The 15,622-nt window shown below is 70.8% G+C and carries 15 protein-coding genes; 7 read left to right on the top strand and 8 right to left on the bottom strand.

Features of this window, described 5'->3' with window-relative positions; genetic code table 11:
* Window positions 1-26: 26 nt before the first annotated feature.
* The 6 genes from GAS53_RS49225 to GAS53_RS49200 form a co-directional block, all read right to left on the bottom strand.
* The gene (locus GAS53_RS49225; protein WP_192583637.1) at window positions 27-1,445 is read right to left on the bottom strand and encodes an SLC13 family permease; all 1,419 of its coding nucleotides are present in this window, start codon (window positions 1,443-1,445) and stop codon (window positions 27-29) included.
* A gap of 204 nt (window positions 1,446-1,649) precedes the next feature.
* Window positions 1,650-2,312 (bottom strand): response regulator transcription factor, encoded by a 663-nt coding sequence (locus GAS53_RS49220; protein WP_151484317.1) that lies wholly within the window; start codon window positions 2,310-2,312, stop codon window positions 1,650-1,652.
* A 28-nt stretch (window positions 2,313-2,340) separates the two neighbouring features.
* Complete coding sequence (locus tag GAS53_RS49215) at window positions 2,341-3,873, bottom strand: sensor histidine kinase (RefSeq protein WP_225859601.1); 1,533 nt, start codon at window positions 3,871-3,873, stop codon at window positions 2,341-2,343.
* Window positions 3,845-4,099, bottom strand: coding sequence for a small secreted hydrophilic protein (locus GAS53_RS57295; RefSeq protein ID WP_151484316.1), 255 nt, complete (start codon window positions 4,097-4,099; stop codon window positions 3,845-3,847). The genes GAS53_RS49215 and GAS53_RS57295 overlap by 29 nt, the downstream gene beginning before the upstream one ends.
* A gap of 178 nt (window positions 4,100-4,277) precedes the next feature.
* On the bottom strand, window positions 4,278-4,559 hold the full coding sequence (locus GAS53_RS49205) for an Lrp/AsnC family transcriptional regulator (protein ID WP_151484315.1): 282 nt from the start codon (window positions 4,557-4,559) through the stop codon (window positions 4,278-4,280).
* A gap of 52 nt (window positions 4,560-4,611) precedes the next feature.
* Window positions 4,612-5,355, bottom strand: a complete 744-nt coding sequence (locus GAS53_RS49200) for a rhomboid family intramembrane serine protease (protein WP_151484314.1) — start codon at window positions 5,353-5,355, stop codon at window positions 4,612-4,614.
* A gap of 157 nt (window positions 5,356-5,512) precedes the next feature.
* On the opposite strand from GAS53_RS49200, the gene GAS53_RS49195 reads away from it, so the two are divergent.
* From GAS53_RS49195 to GAS53_RS49175, 5 genes are all read left to right on the top strand, one after another.
* Window positions 5,513-5,752, top strand: coding sequence for a hypothetical protein (locus GAS53_RS49195; protein ID WP_033327390.1), 240 nt, complete (start codon window positions 5,513-5,515; stop codon window positions 5,750-5,752).
* A 35-nt stretch (window positions 5,753-5,787) separates the two neighbouring features.
* The gene (locus tag GAS53_RS49190) at window positions 5,788-7,137 is read left to right on the top strand and encodes an NYN domain-containing protein (protein ID WP_151484313.1); all 1,350 of its coding nucleotides are present in this window, start codon (window positions 5,788-5,790) and stop codon (window positions 7,135-7,137) included.
* A 331-nt stretch (window positions 7,138-7,468) separates the two neighbouring features.
* Window positions 7,469-8,500: a C40 family peptidase gene (locus GAS53_RS49185; protein ID WP_151484312.1), complete on the top strand. Its 1,032-nt coding sequence runs from the start codon at window positions 7,469-7,471 to the stop codon at window positions 8,498-8,500.
* Window positions 8,501-8,739: 239 nt separating this feature from the next.
* On the top strand, window positions 8,740-9,750 hold the full coding sequence (locus GAS53_RS49180; RefSeq protein WP_151484311.1) for a C40 family peptidase: 1,011 nt from the start codon (window positions 8,740-8,742) through the stop codon (window positions 9,748-9,750).
* 32 nt (window positions 9,751-9,782) lie between these two features.
* Window positions 9,783-11,003, top strand: a complete 1,221-nt coding sequence (locus GAS53_RS49175; protein WP_192583636.1) for a hypothetical protein — start codon at window positions 9,783-9,785, stop codon at window positions 11,001-11,003.
* 96 nt (window positions 11,004-11,099) lie between these two features.
* On the opposite strand, the gene GAS53_RS49170 is transcribed toward GAS53_RS49175, so the two are convergent.
* Entirely contained in the window at window positions 11,100-11,624 is a 525-nt protein-coding gene (locus GAS53_RS49170) for a PadR family transcriptional regulator (protein ID WP_151484310.1), read from the bottom strand.
* Between the two features lie 101 nt (window positions 11,625-11,725).
* On the opposite strand from GAS53_RS49170, the gene GAS53_RS49165 reads away from it, so the two are divergent.
* Window positions 11,726-13,033 (top strand): MATE family efflux transporter, encoded by a 1,308-nt coding sequence (locus GAS53_RS49165; protein ID WP_151484309.1) that lies wholly within the window; start codon window positions 11,726-11,728, stop codon window positions 13,031-13,033.
* Here GAS53_RS49165 and GAS53_RS49160 read toward each other — a convergent pair.
* A complete protein-coding gene (locus tag GAS53_RS49160) occupies window positions 12,997-14,229 on the bottom strand; it encodes a glycosyltransferase 87 family protein (RefSeq protein ID WP_192583635.1) in 1,233 nt (410 codons plus the stop codon). The genes GAS53_RS49165 and GAS53_RS49160 overlap by 37 nt on opposite strands.
* A 137-nt stretch (window positions 14,230-14,366) precedes the next feature.
* Between GAS53_RS49160 and GAS53_RS49155 the strand changes: the two genes are divergently transcribed.
* Window positions 14,367-15,509, top strand: coding sequence for a glycosyltransferase family 4 protein (locus GAS53_RS49155; RefSeq protein ID WP_151484307.1), 1,143 nt, complete (start codon window positions 14,367-14,369; stop codon window positions 15,507-15,509).
* Window positions 15,510-15,622: the final 113 nt, after the last annotated feature.

Here is a 15,622-nt window from a genome sequence, read left to right as displayed (position 1 = left end):
AGCTTCCGGGTGCAGGGTTTCCGGAGTCAGGGCTTCAGGACGGGTACGCCGAGCAGCGGCCACACGGCGAGGGCGAAGAGCAGGACGAGCGCGGCGGTCAGCGGGGCCAGTACGGCGGACAGGCGCAGCAGGTCACGCGGGGTGTAGGTCGGCGTGCCCGGTATCTCGGCGAAGAGGGTCACCGGTTTCGCCGAGGCCGGAAGCGTGTGGCAGAAGCCCGCAGCCGCGGTGGATGCCAGCGCGGCTCCGACCGGGTTCACCCCCGCGCCCACGGCCGCCGCGATCACCAGCGGCACAAGCACGGACGAGCGGGCCGAGCGGGACTGCAGCACGAGGTGGGCCGCCGTGCTGACCGCGACGACCGCGGCCAGGAAGAGTTCACCCGAGACGGCCGTGGGAAGCCCGGACACCAGCCACCCCGCCGCCCCCGAGTCCGCGAGCGCGACGCCCATCGCCATCGTGGCGGCCATGAAGAGGAGCAGCGACCAGGGAACGGTCTTCAGGGCGTCCTTCAGACCCACGGTCCCCAGCGCGGGCGAGGCCGCGACGACCGCGCCGATCAGAGCGACGACCGCGGGAGACACCTGGTGGAGCGGCTCGCTGCACCACAGCACGACCACGGTGGCGAGCAGCAGCGCGCAGCGCGACTCGGCCGGCGACCAGGGGCCGGTGACCGGCTGCTCGCTGTGCTGCTGGATGTCATCTGCCGTGATCCGTACGGGACTTCGCCGGTCGGCGCGCCGCGTGGTCGTCAACAGCACGGTCTCGGCGGCCAGATGGGAGGAGACGACCGCGAGCGGCAGACCGAGCAGCAGCCACTGCGTGAAGTCGACGCGTTCCCCGGTCGTCTCCCACAGCACCGACACCGTGATCAGATGCGCGCCCGCACCGATCAGGGTCGCCACGGCCGACAGCAGGATCACGGTCGGAAAGAGCAGCGCCAGCATCACGACCAGTCGTTTCCGGTCGGCCAGGACCTTGGCGAGCGCGAGGAACACCGGCAGCGCGAGCGCGGCCCGGCCGGAGGTCGCCGGCACCGCGAAGGCCGTCACGACCAGGGCCGCCGTGGTCAGGTGCACCAGTTGCCGTACCGTGCGCGCCCCGCCCACCAGAAACGCCGCCGCCCGCCCCGCGAGCCCCGTCCGGGTCACCGCAGCCGCGAGCACGAAGGCGCAGATCAGCAACCAGACCGTCGAATCGCCGAGGGTGCCGAAGAGTGTCTCGCTGCTGATCACCCCGGTCACCGTGAGCGCGAGTCCCGCGCCCAGGGCGATGTACGTGTCGTCGATGGGCGTACCGATCCACGCGCAGGTCGCAAGGGCGAACACGGCGAGGGTCAGCCGGGCGTCACCACCGAGCCCGGGGAAGTTGCCGGGCACGACGAGCAGGGCGCAGAGGCTCAGGGCCACGCACAGGGCGGCGGTTTGTCGGAGGTTCAGACTCACGACATTCAGCGTTCAGCGGGGCGGTGAGCCTTCGATGAGCCGCACATGAAAGGAGCTTCACGCGTGCCCCCTAAGGGGCGCGGGGCTGTGACATTGTGCGGCTCCGCCGCGATGGGGGTCCCCCCGCTCGAGCGAAGCCGAGAGGGGGGGAGCGATCAGCCACATCCGGCCCGCAGCCATCAAGCGACCGACTCAGCGGAACGCTCACGCCGGGAGCCGATACCCCATCCCCCGCACCGTCTCCACCCTCTCCGCACCCAACTTCTTCCGCAACGAACGTACATACACATCAACGATGTTGGATCCGGGATCGAAGTCGTACCCCCACACATGCGACAGGATCTGCTCACGCGACAACACCTGCCCGGGATGCCGCAGAAACAGCTCAAGCAGCACGAATTCACGGGCCGTGAGGTCGACCATCCGCTCGCCCGCCCGGGCCCGCCGCGTGCGCAGGTCCAGCGTCAGATCACCGCCACGCAGCACGGTCACCTCCGGGGCGCGCGCCGCGGTACGCAGCCGCAGGCGCACCCGGGCGAGGAGTTCCTCGAAGCGGAACGGCTTGGTCATCCAGTCGTCGGCGCCGCCCTCGAGGCCCGCCACGGTGTCGCGTACGGAGTCCCGGGCGGTCAGCACGATCACCGGAACCGTCACTCGGGCCTCGCGGAGTTCGCGCAGCACGGTGAAGCCGTCCCGGCCGGGCAGCCCGATGTCGAGGATGACCAGGTCGAAGCCGCCGGTCAGCGCGTACTCGTAGGCAGCGTCGCCGTCCGCGACGACGGTCGTCGTGAAGCCACCCGCGCGCAGGCCCTTCTCGACGAAGGAGGCGATGCGCTCCTCGTCCTCGACGATCAGGATGCGGTTCATGTCCAACTGGCCTTTCCGGTACGGGTGTTCATGCGCGGTCCGCCTCCGGAAGCAGGGCCGGTGCCGAGTCCAGCACGATGACGAAGGTGGCCCCGCCGCCCTCGGTCTCCCGCAGCCGCACCTGGCCGCCGCCGTGTCCCTCGGCGATGGCCCGCACGATCGACAGGCCGAGGCCCGCCCCACTGCCCCGGGTGCCGCGCCGGGCGGTGCCGCGCCGGAACCGTTCGAAGATCACTTCGACGTCCTGCGGCTGGACACCGGGCCCCGAGTCGGCGACGTACAACTCGATGTGTCCGCCGTGTCCGCCGTGTCCGCCGTATGCGCCGACGAGGCGCGAGCCGATGCGGACGGACTGGCCGGGGACGGTGTGCTGCACGGCGTTCTGCGCGAGCTGCACCATCGCCTGGGTGATGCGCTGCGGGTCAAGCCGTGCCTCGCCGTCGGCGACTTCGGCCAGCTCCCAGCGGCGGTCGCCGAGGGTGCGGGCCTTGACGAAGACGTCGGCGGTGAGCTCGGCGAGCTGGACGGGTTCCGGCCTGACGAAGTCGGGGCGTTCGGCCTTGGCGAGCAGCAGCAGGTCCTCGACGATGCGGCTCATCCGGTCGAGCTCGTCGGTGACCAGACGGACCGTCTCCTCGCGTTCGGCCGGATCGTCACCCATCAGCTCCAGATGGCCGCGCACGATGGTGATCGGGGTGCGCAGCTCGTGGCCCGCGTCGTCGACGAACTCGCGCTGGGCGGCGAAGGCGCGCTCCAGCCGGTCGAGCATCGCGTTGAACGTCTCGGCGAGCGCGGCTATGTCGTCATGGCCGTGGACCGGGATGCGCCGGGTGAGGTCCTGCCCGGTGAGCTGGGCGGCAGCGGTGCGGACCAGACGTACGGGCTTGAGGATCCGCCCGGCCACCACCCAGCCGATCCCCGTCGTCATCAGCAGCGCGACCCCGCAGATGGCGAGCAGGATGCGGAACACCTCGTCCGCGCGGTCCTGCTCGCGCCCCGGATGGAAGGCCACGACGAACGCGGCCTCCGGTTCACCGCCGGACCGGGCGACGGCGACCTTGGCCCAGCGGATCTCGCCGGCCGCGCGATGCAGCGTGCCGGTGGACTCCGTGGACTGGAAGATTGCGCGGCGGGCGGCCGTGTCCCGGTGCAGGGGCAGCTCCACCGGGATCTCGCGGTCCTGGACGATCTTCGCGGGATTCGCGCCCTCGGGCCCCGCGAGCAGCCCCATCAGCTCCTCGTCCGGATCGGCGTACTGCCGCTCCAGGAAGACCCGCAGCAGCCGCCCCGGATCCGTGAAGGGCCGCCCGGTCTCGGGGTCCACACCTCGTTCCTCGAAGTTCGCGAACTCGCCCGTCTCCTGGGCGAGTAAACCGTTGACGCGGGTGTCGACGTCCCGCAGGAGGATCGAGCGGGTGGTCGTGGCGACGGCGGCGAAGGCCACGGCCATCACGAGCAGCAGCCAGAGCAGGATGCGGACCCTGGCCGAGATCCGCCGACGTACGGGAACGCGATCCGGCACGGGTACGGGCTCAGCCGTCGTCCCCGGGTCCGTCGTCATCGTCATCGTCGTCACTCACCGGAGGCCGCGACACGACCTCGTCACTCGGCGTCGCAGTGGGCTTCGGGGACGTGGGCGTCGCCGAGGGTGACCCACTGTCCAGCTCCACCTTGGGCGGCACCTTGGGAGACTCCGGACTGTCGGTCAGGGCGTAACTGGTAGCGGCGATCCCCAGAGGAATCACCACAACGGCGGCAAGGGCCGCCATCCGATGGGAGAAGACCATGGGGTGGATCCTGCAGGTGATACCTGGCGGCGCAGATGAGCTCCGGATGAAGAACTCTTCATCAAGCTGAGTCACCTGCCGGTCCGGCGCTGGGGCGCCCCTTCAGGGGCGCGGGGAACTGCGCGATCAGCCACAACGATCCCGCAGCCGACGAACGACCCCCCGGGGGGAGCCCTGCCTAGTTGTCCAGCCCAATAGCGAACGCAGCCTCAAGATCATGCTGCGAGTACGTACGAAACGCCACATGCGTATCCGTACCCTCCACCCCCGGAATCTTGCTGATCTTCCCGGGAATGACATCAGCCAGATCATCATGGGCCTTCACCCGGACCATGGCGATCAAGTCATACGTCCCGGTCACAGAGAACACCTCACTGACGGAGTCCAACGCGGCGATCGACTCCGCGATCTCAGGGATCCGGTCCACGCTGGTCTTGATGAGCACGATCGCGGTGATCACGGCTGGTTTTCTCCCTCGGTGGCCATGGCTGGGCTTTTCACCTTACTCAGCCTCACGCCTGGTGGTCTTTTCGGCCGGGGGTCCGGGGGTTGTCCCCCCGGGAAGACACAGCAGCCGGACGGCCGTACCGCACCCACGCGTAGAGGAAGCCCAGCGAGAAGCCCAGCAAGTGCGCCAGATAGGCCACCCCGGGGCCCTGGGTCTCCCGCCTCGCCGCCATCCACTGGAGGGACACCCAGAAGGGCAGGACCACCCAGGCCGGGAACCGTAGCGGCAGGAAGAAGAGGAACGGAAAAAGACTGGTCACCCGGGCTTTGGGGAACAGGTAAAGGAACGCGCCGAGGACCGCGGAGATCGCCCCCGACGCCCCGACCAGCGTCTGCGCGGAGCCGGCGTGGGCGGCCGCGTAGCCGAGCAGGGCGAGATAGCCGCAGCCCACATAGAAGAGGGCGAACTCGAAGTGGCCCATCCTCTCCTCGGCCATCGCCCCGAAGACATAGAGGAAGAGCATGTTCCCCAGCAGATGCAGCCAGCTGCCGTGCACGAAGAGGGCGGTGGCCGGGGTGACGGCGGCCCGCGGCGCCCCCTTGAACAGTTCGACGGGCACCACACCCCAGCGTTCGAAGTAGGCCCGCTGCGCGGAAAGGAGCTCGTCACCGGTGCCGTACGTGGGACTGAGCCCCGAGGCCGGGCCCATCAGGAAGACCAGACAGCACAGGGCGATCAGTCCGTACGTCACCGGAGCGGACTGACTCCGGACCGCCCTCGCGGCGGTCGCACCCCACTTGCCGATCATGTGACAGAGCATGACGTAACCGGACCGAACCGCACAGAGCGCCTCGCCGCTCCCGGTGGACGGGCGTCGACTACCCGCCAGGCCGTAGGGTTACGAGCCATACGCTCCAGGGAAGCTGGTGCGCAACAGAAGACCAGGAAAGTGAGCGACTGCCACGATGACGGTTCCCCTGCCGACCGCCGAGACCCGCTGGCGCTGCACGCTCTGCGGCAACCTCACGCGCTTCGACGTGACCCGTTCGTCGAAGGTCGTCGAGTATGTGCACCTCGATCTGGCCGGCGAACCGAAGGTCGAGGAGCGCGAGGTGGTCAGTGAGACCATCGAGTCGGTGCGCTGCCGCTGGTGCAACGCGGTGGATCAGGTGGAACTGGTGGACAGGCCGGGCGCCGGCTCCTGACAGGAGCGGGCCCCGCACGGACAATGGGGTGAAGGATGGTGGAGACCACAGGCGGGGAGCCGGACGACGGCGCCGCTGAGGTGCTCGACCGTCCGCTGCCCGACGGTGTGCGGCGCCGGGTCGTGCAGATCGTCTCGGACGGCTTCGGTGGGCTGACGGTGGCCGAACTGCCCACACAGCTCAGGCAGTACGCCCGGTTCGCCCCCAATCGTCGTGCCAAGTTCGCGGGCAACGCGATGGCGGCGGCCCTGGAGACGGACCCGCTTTTCAGGCAGCGCATCGCCGAGAAGCTCAGGGAAGCCCAGTCGGAGCTGGCCGGCGCCCTCGACTCGGGCTCGCCGCCCCCGGCCGCGGACCCGCTGGACGTGGCGGCCGCGGCCTATGTGCTGCGGCCCACGGGCTGGGTGAAGCTGGTGACCGCCGCGGGCGAGGAAGCCCTGCGGGCGGACGCCGAGCGCGCCGACGAGGAGAGCCGCGCCGAGCTGGAGCGGCTGCGCGAGGAGCTCGCGGAGGCCCGCGGCCAGACCCGCGCCGAGACCGAGCGGCTGCGTACGGAGCTGGAGTCGGCGAAGAAGGAAGCCGAATCGCTTCAGCGCAAACTGCGTGGCGCCCTCAGCGACGTCAAGCGCGGCGAGGCCGCCCTGCGCAAGCTGCAGGGCGAGATGGAGTCCGTACGCGGCGAGGGCCAGGCCCAGGTGTCCGCCGCCGAGAGCGAGTCCCGACGGCTCAAGGCGCGTCTCGGCGAGGTCGAGGCCACCCTGGAGGCCACCCGCCGCGCGGCGCGCGAGGGGCGAAGCGTCGAGGACATGCGCGTACGGCTGCTGCTGGACACCGTGCTCGACGCGGCGCAGGGGCTGCGGCGCGAACTCGCCCTGCCGCCCGTGTCGGTACGGCCCGCGGAGACCGTGGACGCGGTCGAACCGGGACGGATGACGCCAAAAGACATCGCGGCCCGGGCGCTGTCCGAAAACGATCCCGCGATCCTCGACCAGTTGCTCGCGCTGCCGCAGGCGCATCTGGTCGTCGACGGCTACAACGTCACCAAGACCGGCTATCCGCAGATGCCGCTGGAGAAACAGCGGCTCAGGCTCCTCGGCCAGCTCTCCCAGCTCGCCGCCCAGACCGGGGCGGAGGTCACCTGTGTCTTCGACGGGGCCGAGCTGGCCGCCCCGGTGCTGCTCGCGCCGCCGCGCGGGGTGCGGGTGCTGTTCTCCAAAGCGGGCGTCACCGCCGACGAGTTGATCCGTCAGCTGGTGCGCGCCGAGCCGCCCGGCCGGCCCGTCATCGTCGCCTCGACCGACCGCGAGGTGGCCGACGGCGTGGCCAAGGCGGGGGCGCGTCCGGTGGCCTCCGCGGTGCTGCTCAAGCGCTTTTCGCGCGGCTGAACTCGCGGCTCCTGCTCGCGGCTGTGCTTCTGGGGTGTACGTCACCTACGTAACAGGCGCCCCAATCGCAACGCATGAGTGACTTGCCCGAATTGGCGAAACCTTCACGCAACGTAGTGTCAGGCTCGCATTACTGCACGTGAGTTGAGTGCAAAGAATGCGGATGGTGACAGAGATTTTTATGAGGAGGATTTGAACTGATCACAAGTACATCACTAAGGTCAGGCCTCGAACCTCCGCTCGGGTGATCACTCATTGGGAGTGACGGTGGAGGGGCACCGCCAACCGGCGTCATCGGTGGGCGGCTGAGGTAATGAAGGAGCTCGCCTCCGTGGCGTCCCACCGTCGACCTAAGCAGCCGAGCCGCACCCGCGTGACCGTGCTCACCACCGCTGCCGCCGCTGCTGTGGCACTCACCTCGCAGGCGGCCAACGCCGCGCCCAGCGAGAAGCCGAGCAAGGACGAGGTCAAGTCCAAGGTCGACAAGCTCTACCACGAGTCGGAACTGGCCACCGACAAGTACAACCTGGCCAAGGAGAAGCAGGAGAAGCTCGAGAAGGAGATCGGCACTCTCCAGGACCAGGTCGCACGCGGCCAGGACGATCTCAACGGCCTGCGGGACGGCCTCGGTCTGATGGCCAGCTCCCAGTACCGGACGGGCGGCATCGACCCCTCCGTCCAGCTCTTCCTCTCCTCCGACCCGGACGACTACCTCGACAAGGCGTCCACGATGGACCAGCTGAGCTCTCAGCAGGTCGAGACGCTGAAGAAGGTCCAGGCCAAGCAGCGGGTGCTCGCTCAGCAGCGCCAGGAAGCCGCCGAGAAGCTCAAGGACCTCGCCGACACCCGCGAGACCCTGAGCAAGAAGAAGAAGGAAGTCCAGGGCAAGCTCGCCGACGCGCAGAAGCTGCTCAACACCCTGACCGCCCAGGAGAAGGCGGCCCTGAACGCCGAGGAGCAGCGGGCCAGCCGCTCCGCCGGGGACCGCGTCGAACTCGGCAACGAGGCACCGGCCTCCGAGCGCGGCGCCGCCGCCCTCGCCGCCGCCAAGACCCAGATGGGCAAGCCGTACGTCTCCGGTGGCAGCGGCCCCAACTCCTACGACTGCTCCGGGCTGACCCAGTGGGCGTACGCCCAGGCCGGGGTGTCCATAACCCGGACCACGTACACCCAGCAGAACGACGGCACGAAGATCGGCCGCGATCAGCTCAAGCCCGGCGACCTGGTCTTCTTCAACAGCCTGGGACACGTCGGTCTGTATGCCGGCAACGGCGTGATCGTGCACGCCCCGAAACCCGGCACCGTCGTCCGTATGGAGTCGATGAGCACGGTCGGGTCCTTCCAGTTCGGCGTCCGAGTCTGATCCCTCGTCCGGTCCGGAGCCCTTCCCGGCCCACCGGTGGCCCGTTCGCCACGCCGCCCGAACGGGCGAATTCCAGCGCCTCCCGCTGACCCCACGCCCCGCTGATGACCTGCGTCTGAGGCGGGGTGTCACGTTGTGTGCCCGTGACGGTCTTTGGCCGCCGCGTAGTCGCACGGCTACTGTCTGCCGCGTTTCCCCCAACTCCGGGGGTCTGTCAGCGGAAGGGAGAGCGGCTTCCTGTGGGGTCCCATCGCCGCCTTGCACCGTCCGGCTTCGACCGGGGCGCCCGAGGCGCCACCCTCTGCGTACTGACCGCCGCGGCCGCGGCCCTCGGCATCGCGCCGACCGGCGCCGCGCCGCAGGACGACACCCGTGCCGAGGTGGACCGGCTGTACGAGGAGGCCGAGCAGGCCACCGAGTCCTACAACAAGGCCGATGAGCGCGCGGACACCCTGCGCGACCAGGTGGACAAGGCACAGGACCGGATCGCCAGACAGCAGGAGCGCATCAACACCATGCGCGACGCGCTCGGTTCGCTCGCCGGGGCCCAGTACCGCTCCGGCGGCCTCGATCCCTCGCTGGCGCTGATGTTCTCCGACGACCCCGACGAGTACCTCGACAAGGCGGCCGCACTGGACCGGATCAGCGCCGTTCAGGCCGGGGAGCTCAAGGAACTCCAGGGCGCCATGCGCGACCTCTCCCAGGAGCGCGACGCGGCCACCCGCAAACTCGCCGAACTGGAGAAGAGCCGCAAGGCCGTCGCCCGGCACAAGCGGACCGTCGAGCGGAAGCTGTCCAAGGCGCGGCAGTTGCTCAACGCGATGCCGTACGCCGACCGCGCCGCCTACGACCGGGCCTCCCGCTCCGGCCGCGTCCCCGACCTCGCCGGAGCCGTCCCGTCCTCCGCGCGCGCGGCCGCCGCCGTCGCCGCGGCCCGCTCGGTCGTCGGCCGCCCGTACATCTGGGGTGCCAACGGGCCCGCGGGGTTCGACTGTTCGGGCCTCACGCAGTGGTCGTACGCGCAGGCCGGTATCGGTCTGCCGCGCACCTCGCAAGGGCAGGCGCAGGCAGGAGAGCAGGTGCCGCTCTCGCAGGCGCAGCCGGGCGATCTGGTCACCTACCGCGACGACGCCAGTCATGTCGGGATGTACGTGGGCAACGGCCAGGTGATCCACGCGCCTTACCCGGGCGCGCCCGTGCGCTACGACCCGGTGGGCATGATGCCCGTCTCGACCGTGACGCGCCCCTGACCCGACGGCCCCCGCGCCGTACGATCAGGATCGTGGCTGGTCGTGGGCGTGCGCCGAAGTGGGTCGTGGGACTGCTGCTCGTCGGCCTCGTCAGCCCGGTCGGCTGCGGCGGCTCGGGGACCGACAGCGCGTCCGCCGACGTCCGGCGCGTGCTCGACCGGCGGGCGGCGGCGGTGCGCGACGGCAGCGAGCGGGCGTTCGTGGCGACGGAGGTGCCGGTCTCCGTCGCCGCCGGGGAACGGGCCGCCGCGCGCACCGAGTTCGAGAACCTGCGGACGGTCCCGCTGGCCGACTGGTCGTACCGCGTGACCGGCTTCCACCGCTCCGGTGACCGCGCCACGGCCGACGCGGAGCTCCACTACCGCATAGCGGGCCACGACAAGGCGCCCATCGTCACCGCCCGCACGCTGAGCCTCATACGGTCCGACGGGCGGTGGTACGTGTCCGACGACCGGCCGGCCAAGGACTCCAGCCAGCAGCTGTGGGAGCAGGGGGCCGTCCTGGCCGTACGCGGCGAGCGCAGCCTCGTCCTGGGGGTCGGGCAGTCGCGCGACGCGCTGCGCGGCTACGCGGAGCTGGCCGACCGCGCGGTGCCCGCGGTGCGGGAGGCATGGGGCGGGGACTGGTCGGGGCGGGTCGTCGTCCTCGTACCGAAGTCGCTGGAGGGGATGGCGGGGCTGCTCGGGGCGCCCGCGTCCGGGTACCGGGGGATCGCGGCGGTCACCACGGGCGAGGCGGGCGGTGCCGCGAAGGCGCCCGCCGACCGGATCATCGTCAACCCCGAGGCGTACGGCGTCCTCGGCGCGTTCGGCCGGCAGGTCGTCCTCACCCATGAGACGACCCATGTGGCGACCCGTGCGTCGACCTCGGCGGCGACTCCGCTGTGGCTCTCCGAGGGGTTCGCGGACTGGGTCGGCTACCGAGGGACGGGGCGTACGGCGAGGCAGGTCGCACCCGAGTTGGCTCGGGCGGTGCTGGAGGGGCGGGTGCCTGCGGCTCTGCCGGGTGACGGGGAATTCGCGTTCGGTGGGGACGCGGGGGCGCTGGCGCGGGCCTATGAGGGCGGGTGGCTGGCCTGTCGGTTGATTGCCGAGCGGTGGGGTGAAGTGAGGTTGAGGGAGTTCTACCGGGCGGTGGGGGCGCATCAGAAGCGGGCGGGGGCTGTGGAGGATGCGATGCGGGAGGCATTGGGTACGACGCTGGAAGAGTTCACGGAGGCGTGGCGGGCATATCTACGGGACCGATTGGGGTGATTCGGTCGGAGTGAGGACTGCGGGCCGGTTGTGGCTGGTCGCGCCCACGCGGCGGAGCCGCAAATGTCACAGCCCCGCGCCCCTGACGGGGCGCTGTCACCTCTCCAGTTGTTCGATTGCCTCCGTCAGCCATGCTCGTTCCGCCTCGCCCGTTGCCCGGGCCACCCGGAGCATGCCCCGGCGGAAGAGGTCGCCCGACTCCTCCGCTCGTACGGGGCGGCCGTCTCGGTAGAAGAAGCTCGCGGGCGTGTTGAGGAAGTCCAGGCGCCGTCGGAGTACGGCGGCCTGCTCGTGGCGGTCGGGCAGGTGTCGTAGGAACGCGAGCAGGGTGTTGAAGCGGACCTGGTCCGTGATCTCGGTGTCCTTGGGGTGGCGCAGGCGCTCCAGGAGATCCGCCCGACCCTTCTCGGTGAGGGACAAGATGCGGCGCGGGGCCGCGCTCGAACCCGGCTCTGTGTGCTGCTCGAGCTTGCCCGCCGCCACCATGCGTGTGATTGCCGGGTAGAGCGCTCCGTCGCTGACCGGCCGTACATGGCCGCTGAGCGCCTTGATGCGCTCCTTCAACTCGTACCCGTGCAGCGGCTCTTCGGAGAGAAACCCCAGGATCGACAGCTCCAGCACCGGCGACTCCTTCGCTTGCATGTGCTTGCGTGCCTCGCGTCGACATGCTACCTCTTATCGAGCTACCTCGAAACGAGGTAGCTCGGATCGAGGGGGAATCGGTGAACGACCACCGCAAGCAGCTCATATCGCTCGCCCACCCCGTCTACTTCTCTCTCCTCGCGAGCGTCACCGCGGGAATCATCAACACCGTCTGGGTCTCCCGGCTCGGTCCGGACGCCGTCGCGGCCGTCGCCGTCGCCACCAATACCGAGAACGTGCTGCTCGGTGTCGCGCTCGTCTTCGCCTCCGGCACGACCGTCCTGGTCGCGCACGCGAGGGGAGCCCGCGATTCGGCCGCGCTACGGGCGGCCGTACGCGGCGGCTGGGCGCTGTGCGCGCTGGTCACGCCGGTGGTGGCCGTCGGCGGCTGGCTCCTGCGCGAACCCCTCGCGCGGCTCGTGCTCGGCGGCGACGGACCCGCGCTCGCCCTCGCCGTCGGCTACTTCGCGATCTCCCTGCCGGGCATCGCCGTGTTCTTCGCGCAGAACCTCGTCGACGGCATCCTCAAGGGTGCGGGCGACACGAGGACCCCGATGCGTCTGGCCCTGCTGGCCAACGGGCTGATCCTCGTGCTCGATCCGTTGCTCATCCACGCGTACGGCGTCCGGGGCGCCGCCGCCTCCACGGTCCTGTGCCGCGGTGTGGCCCTCGCGGCGGGCCTGCGCGCGCTGCGCCGGAACGGCGTGCTCCGGGCGGCCGCCACGGCCCGGCCCGCCGAGGCCACCGGGCCCGCGCTGCGCCGGACGCTCAGGACCGGTCTGCCCATGTCCGCCGACTTCACCGTGCGGCAGACCGGCGCGCTCGTCCTCGTCGCGGTGGTGGCCCGGCTGGGGGTGAGTGCCGTGGCCGCGTACTCGATCGCGTACAAGGTCATGTACGTCGCCACGATGGCCTTCTACGCGGTCCGGCAGGCCGCCTCCATCCACACCGCGCACACCGGGGGCGCCGGGAAGGACGAGCGGCGGGCCATCGGCCGGCAGGCCGTGCTCGTCTCGGGGGCGCTGGGCCTGCTGGCCGCGCTCCTGCTGCTGGTCCTCGCGCCCTGGATCATGCGGGCCTTCGGCGCCGGCCCCGAAGTGGCGCACGAAGGCGTGGTGTTCCTGCGCTGCGTCGGGCCGTATCTGCTCCTGATGGCCTGCTGCATCGCGCTCGGCGGGGTCTTCGAGGGCAGCGGCGGCGCGCCCGTGCTGCTGCGGGTGACGGTGCTCGGCACGGCCGTCCAACTGGCGCTCGCGTACGCCCTGTCGGGGCTCGGCCTCCCCGGCATCTGCCTCGCGATGGCGCTCGCCATGGCCGTGCAGTGCGCGGTGCTCCTGCCGCGGCTGCGCCGTCAGGAAGTCAGCGTCTCCTGGGTGCGGGCCGTCTGAGCGGGCAGTTTGGCCGGGGCGGCGGACGACACCGTGTCGCGCCAGAGGAGTGCGCCCGCGGAGACGCACGCGGCGACCAGCAGGCCGTTGCGGATCACGAGCAGCGTGATGCCGAGCCCGGTACTGCCGACGACGTCCGAGAACCAGATGGGGAACTCCAGGACGGTGAAGAAGCTCGCCGCCAGGACCATCCCGGCCGGCAGCCCCATCCGGCTACCGCGGAAGACCAGGCACACGGCGGCCAGACCGACCAGCCACACCATGTACTGCGGGCTGATGACCCGGCTGGTCGTCGTGAACAGCAGCACCCCCACGAACGCGGCGTCCGCGACCGTGTGCGTGTGGAACCGCGTCGCGCACAGCCGCCACACCAGCAGCCAGCCGAACGCCAGCCCCGTCAGCAGCAGAGCCGCCGCGCTCACCAGGTCCACGTACGGGCCGAGGAACTCCACCGAGCCGTAGTTGAGCAGCACCTGGCCCTGCCAGCCGTGGTGCCGGGCGATGTGGAAGACCAGGGAGCCGAGCGACTCGACCTCGGTCCCGCGGTCGCGCTGGAAGGTCAGGAACGCGAACGCGCCGGGCATCGACACGGCGAACAGCAGCGCGAGCCCCGCGGCCGTCGCCGCCGCAGCGCCCCACGCCCGCCGCTTCGCCGTGCCCACGAGCAGCAGCACCGGCCACACCTTCAGCAGCGCGGCGAACGCGGCGAGCGCGCCCATGACCCGCGGATGCCGGGCGCCCGCGAGGATCGCGGCGATGACGACGGCCGTCACCATCACGTCGTACCGGGAGTACACCGTCGGCCCGAGCAGCGGCACACCCACGACCCACACCCAGGCGCCGCGCAGCGACTTGCCGGGGCGCCGGCCCGCGTAGAGGAGCAGGCCGAAGGCGATCAGGTCGGCGACGAAGGCGAGGACGAAGAACGCCTCCGTGTACGCGAGGAAGGGCAGCAGCGCGGGGGAGAGGATCGCGAGCGCGGCGGCCGGCGGGTACTGCCAGGTCACGTCGTCCAGCGGGAAGGTGCCGGTGCGCAGGACCTCGTACCAGCCCTGGTAGATCACCGAGACGTCGCTCGTGACGTCAGGACCGGGGAAGATCCACACCTTGAAGACGAAGAGCAGCAGCATCAGCCTGGTCAGGCCCCAGGTCCCCAGCAGCAGAAACGGGAACCTCGCCCCCCTTGCTCCCGTCATGCCCACCTGTCCTTTTCCGTACGGATCCTGTGCGGCCATGATTCCCTGTGCGGCTGTGCGAGAGCCATGAAGCGCGGCCGTGCGGAGCTGCGAGGTGCGGGTTCGGTACTTCCGTACTTTCGGTACTGTCGACGGCGATGCACAAGACCCTGATCGTGACCAACGACTTTCCGCCGAGACCGGGCGGCATCCAGGCCTTCCTGCACAACATGGCGTTGCGCCTGGACCCCGAGCGGCTCGTCGTCTACGCCTCCACCTGGAAGCGGGGCCGCGAGGGTGTCGAGGCGACGGCCGCCTTCGACGCCGAACAGCCCTTCGTCATCGTACGCGACCGAACAACGATGCTGCTGCCCACACCGAGGGTCTCCCGGCGGGCCGTGGGGCTGCTTCGGGAGCACGGCTGCACGTCGGTGTGGTTCGGCGCCGCGGCGCCGCTCGGACTGCTGGCGCCCGCGCTCCGGAAGGCGGGTGCGGAGCGCCTCGTGGCCACGACGCACGGTCACGAGGCGGGGTGGGCGCAACTGCCGGGCTCACGTGGGCGGCTGCGCGCGATCGGCGAGTCGACGGACACGATCACCTACCTCGGCGAGTACACGCGCTCGCGGATCGCCCCGGCGCTGACGCGGGACGCGGCCTCTCGGATGGTCCAACTGCCGCCGGGCGTCGACGAGAAGACCTTCCACCCCGGTTCGGGCGGCGACGTCGTCCGCGCCCGCCTCGGTCTGACCGACCGCCCGGTCGTCGTCTGCGTCTCCCGTCTCGTCCCGCGCAAGGGCCAGGACACCCTCATCCTCGCCATGCCGCGCATCCTGGCGAGGGAGCCCGAGGCGGTGCTGCTGATCGTCGGCGGCGGCCCGTACGAGAAGGACCTGCGCAGGCTCGCGCACGAGACCGGCGTCTCCGCCTCCGTCCGCTTCACCGGTGCCGTCCCCTGGTCCGAACTCCCCGCCCACTACGGCGCGGGCGACGTCTTCGCCATGCCCTGCCGCACCCGCCGCGGCGGCCTCGACGTCGAGGGCCTCGGCATCGTCTACCTCGAAGCCTCCGCGACCGGCCTTCCCGTCGTCGCCGGCGACTCCGGCGGCGCGCCCGACGCGGTGCTGGACGGGGAGACGGGGTGGGTCGTGCGGGGCGGCTCCCCGGAGGCGGCGGCCGACCGCGTCGTCGCGCTGCTGGGCGACGCGGAACTCCGGCGTCGGATGGGGGAGCGGGGTCGGGAGTGGGTCGAGGAGAAGTGGCGCTGGGACTTGCTGGCGGAGAAGCTGAAGCGGCTGTTGTAGGGGCAGGGAAGGTCGTCGGATGGCTGCGGGTTGTTCGTGGCTGGTCGCGCAGTTCCCCGCGCCCCTAAAGACAAAAGCCTGGGGCGCAGCCCCGCTTTCAGGGGCGCGGGGCT

It is taken from the genome of Streptomyces albicerus (assembly GCF_008905045.1).
Lineage (GTDB): Bacteria > Actinomycetota > Actinomycetes > Streptomycetales > Streptomycetaceae > Streptomyces > Streptomyces albicerus.
This window is presented reverse-complemented; position numbering and strand designations above follow the sequence as displayed.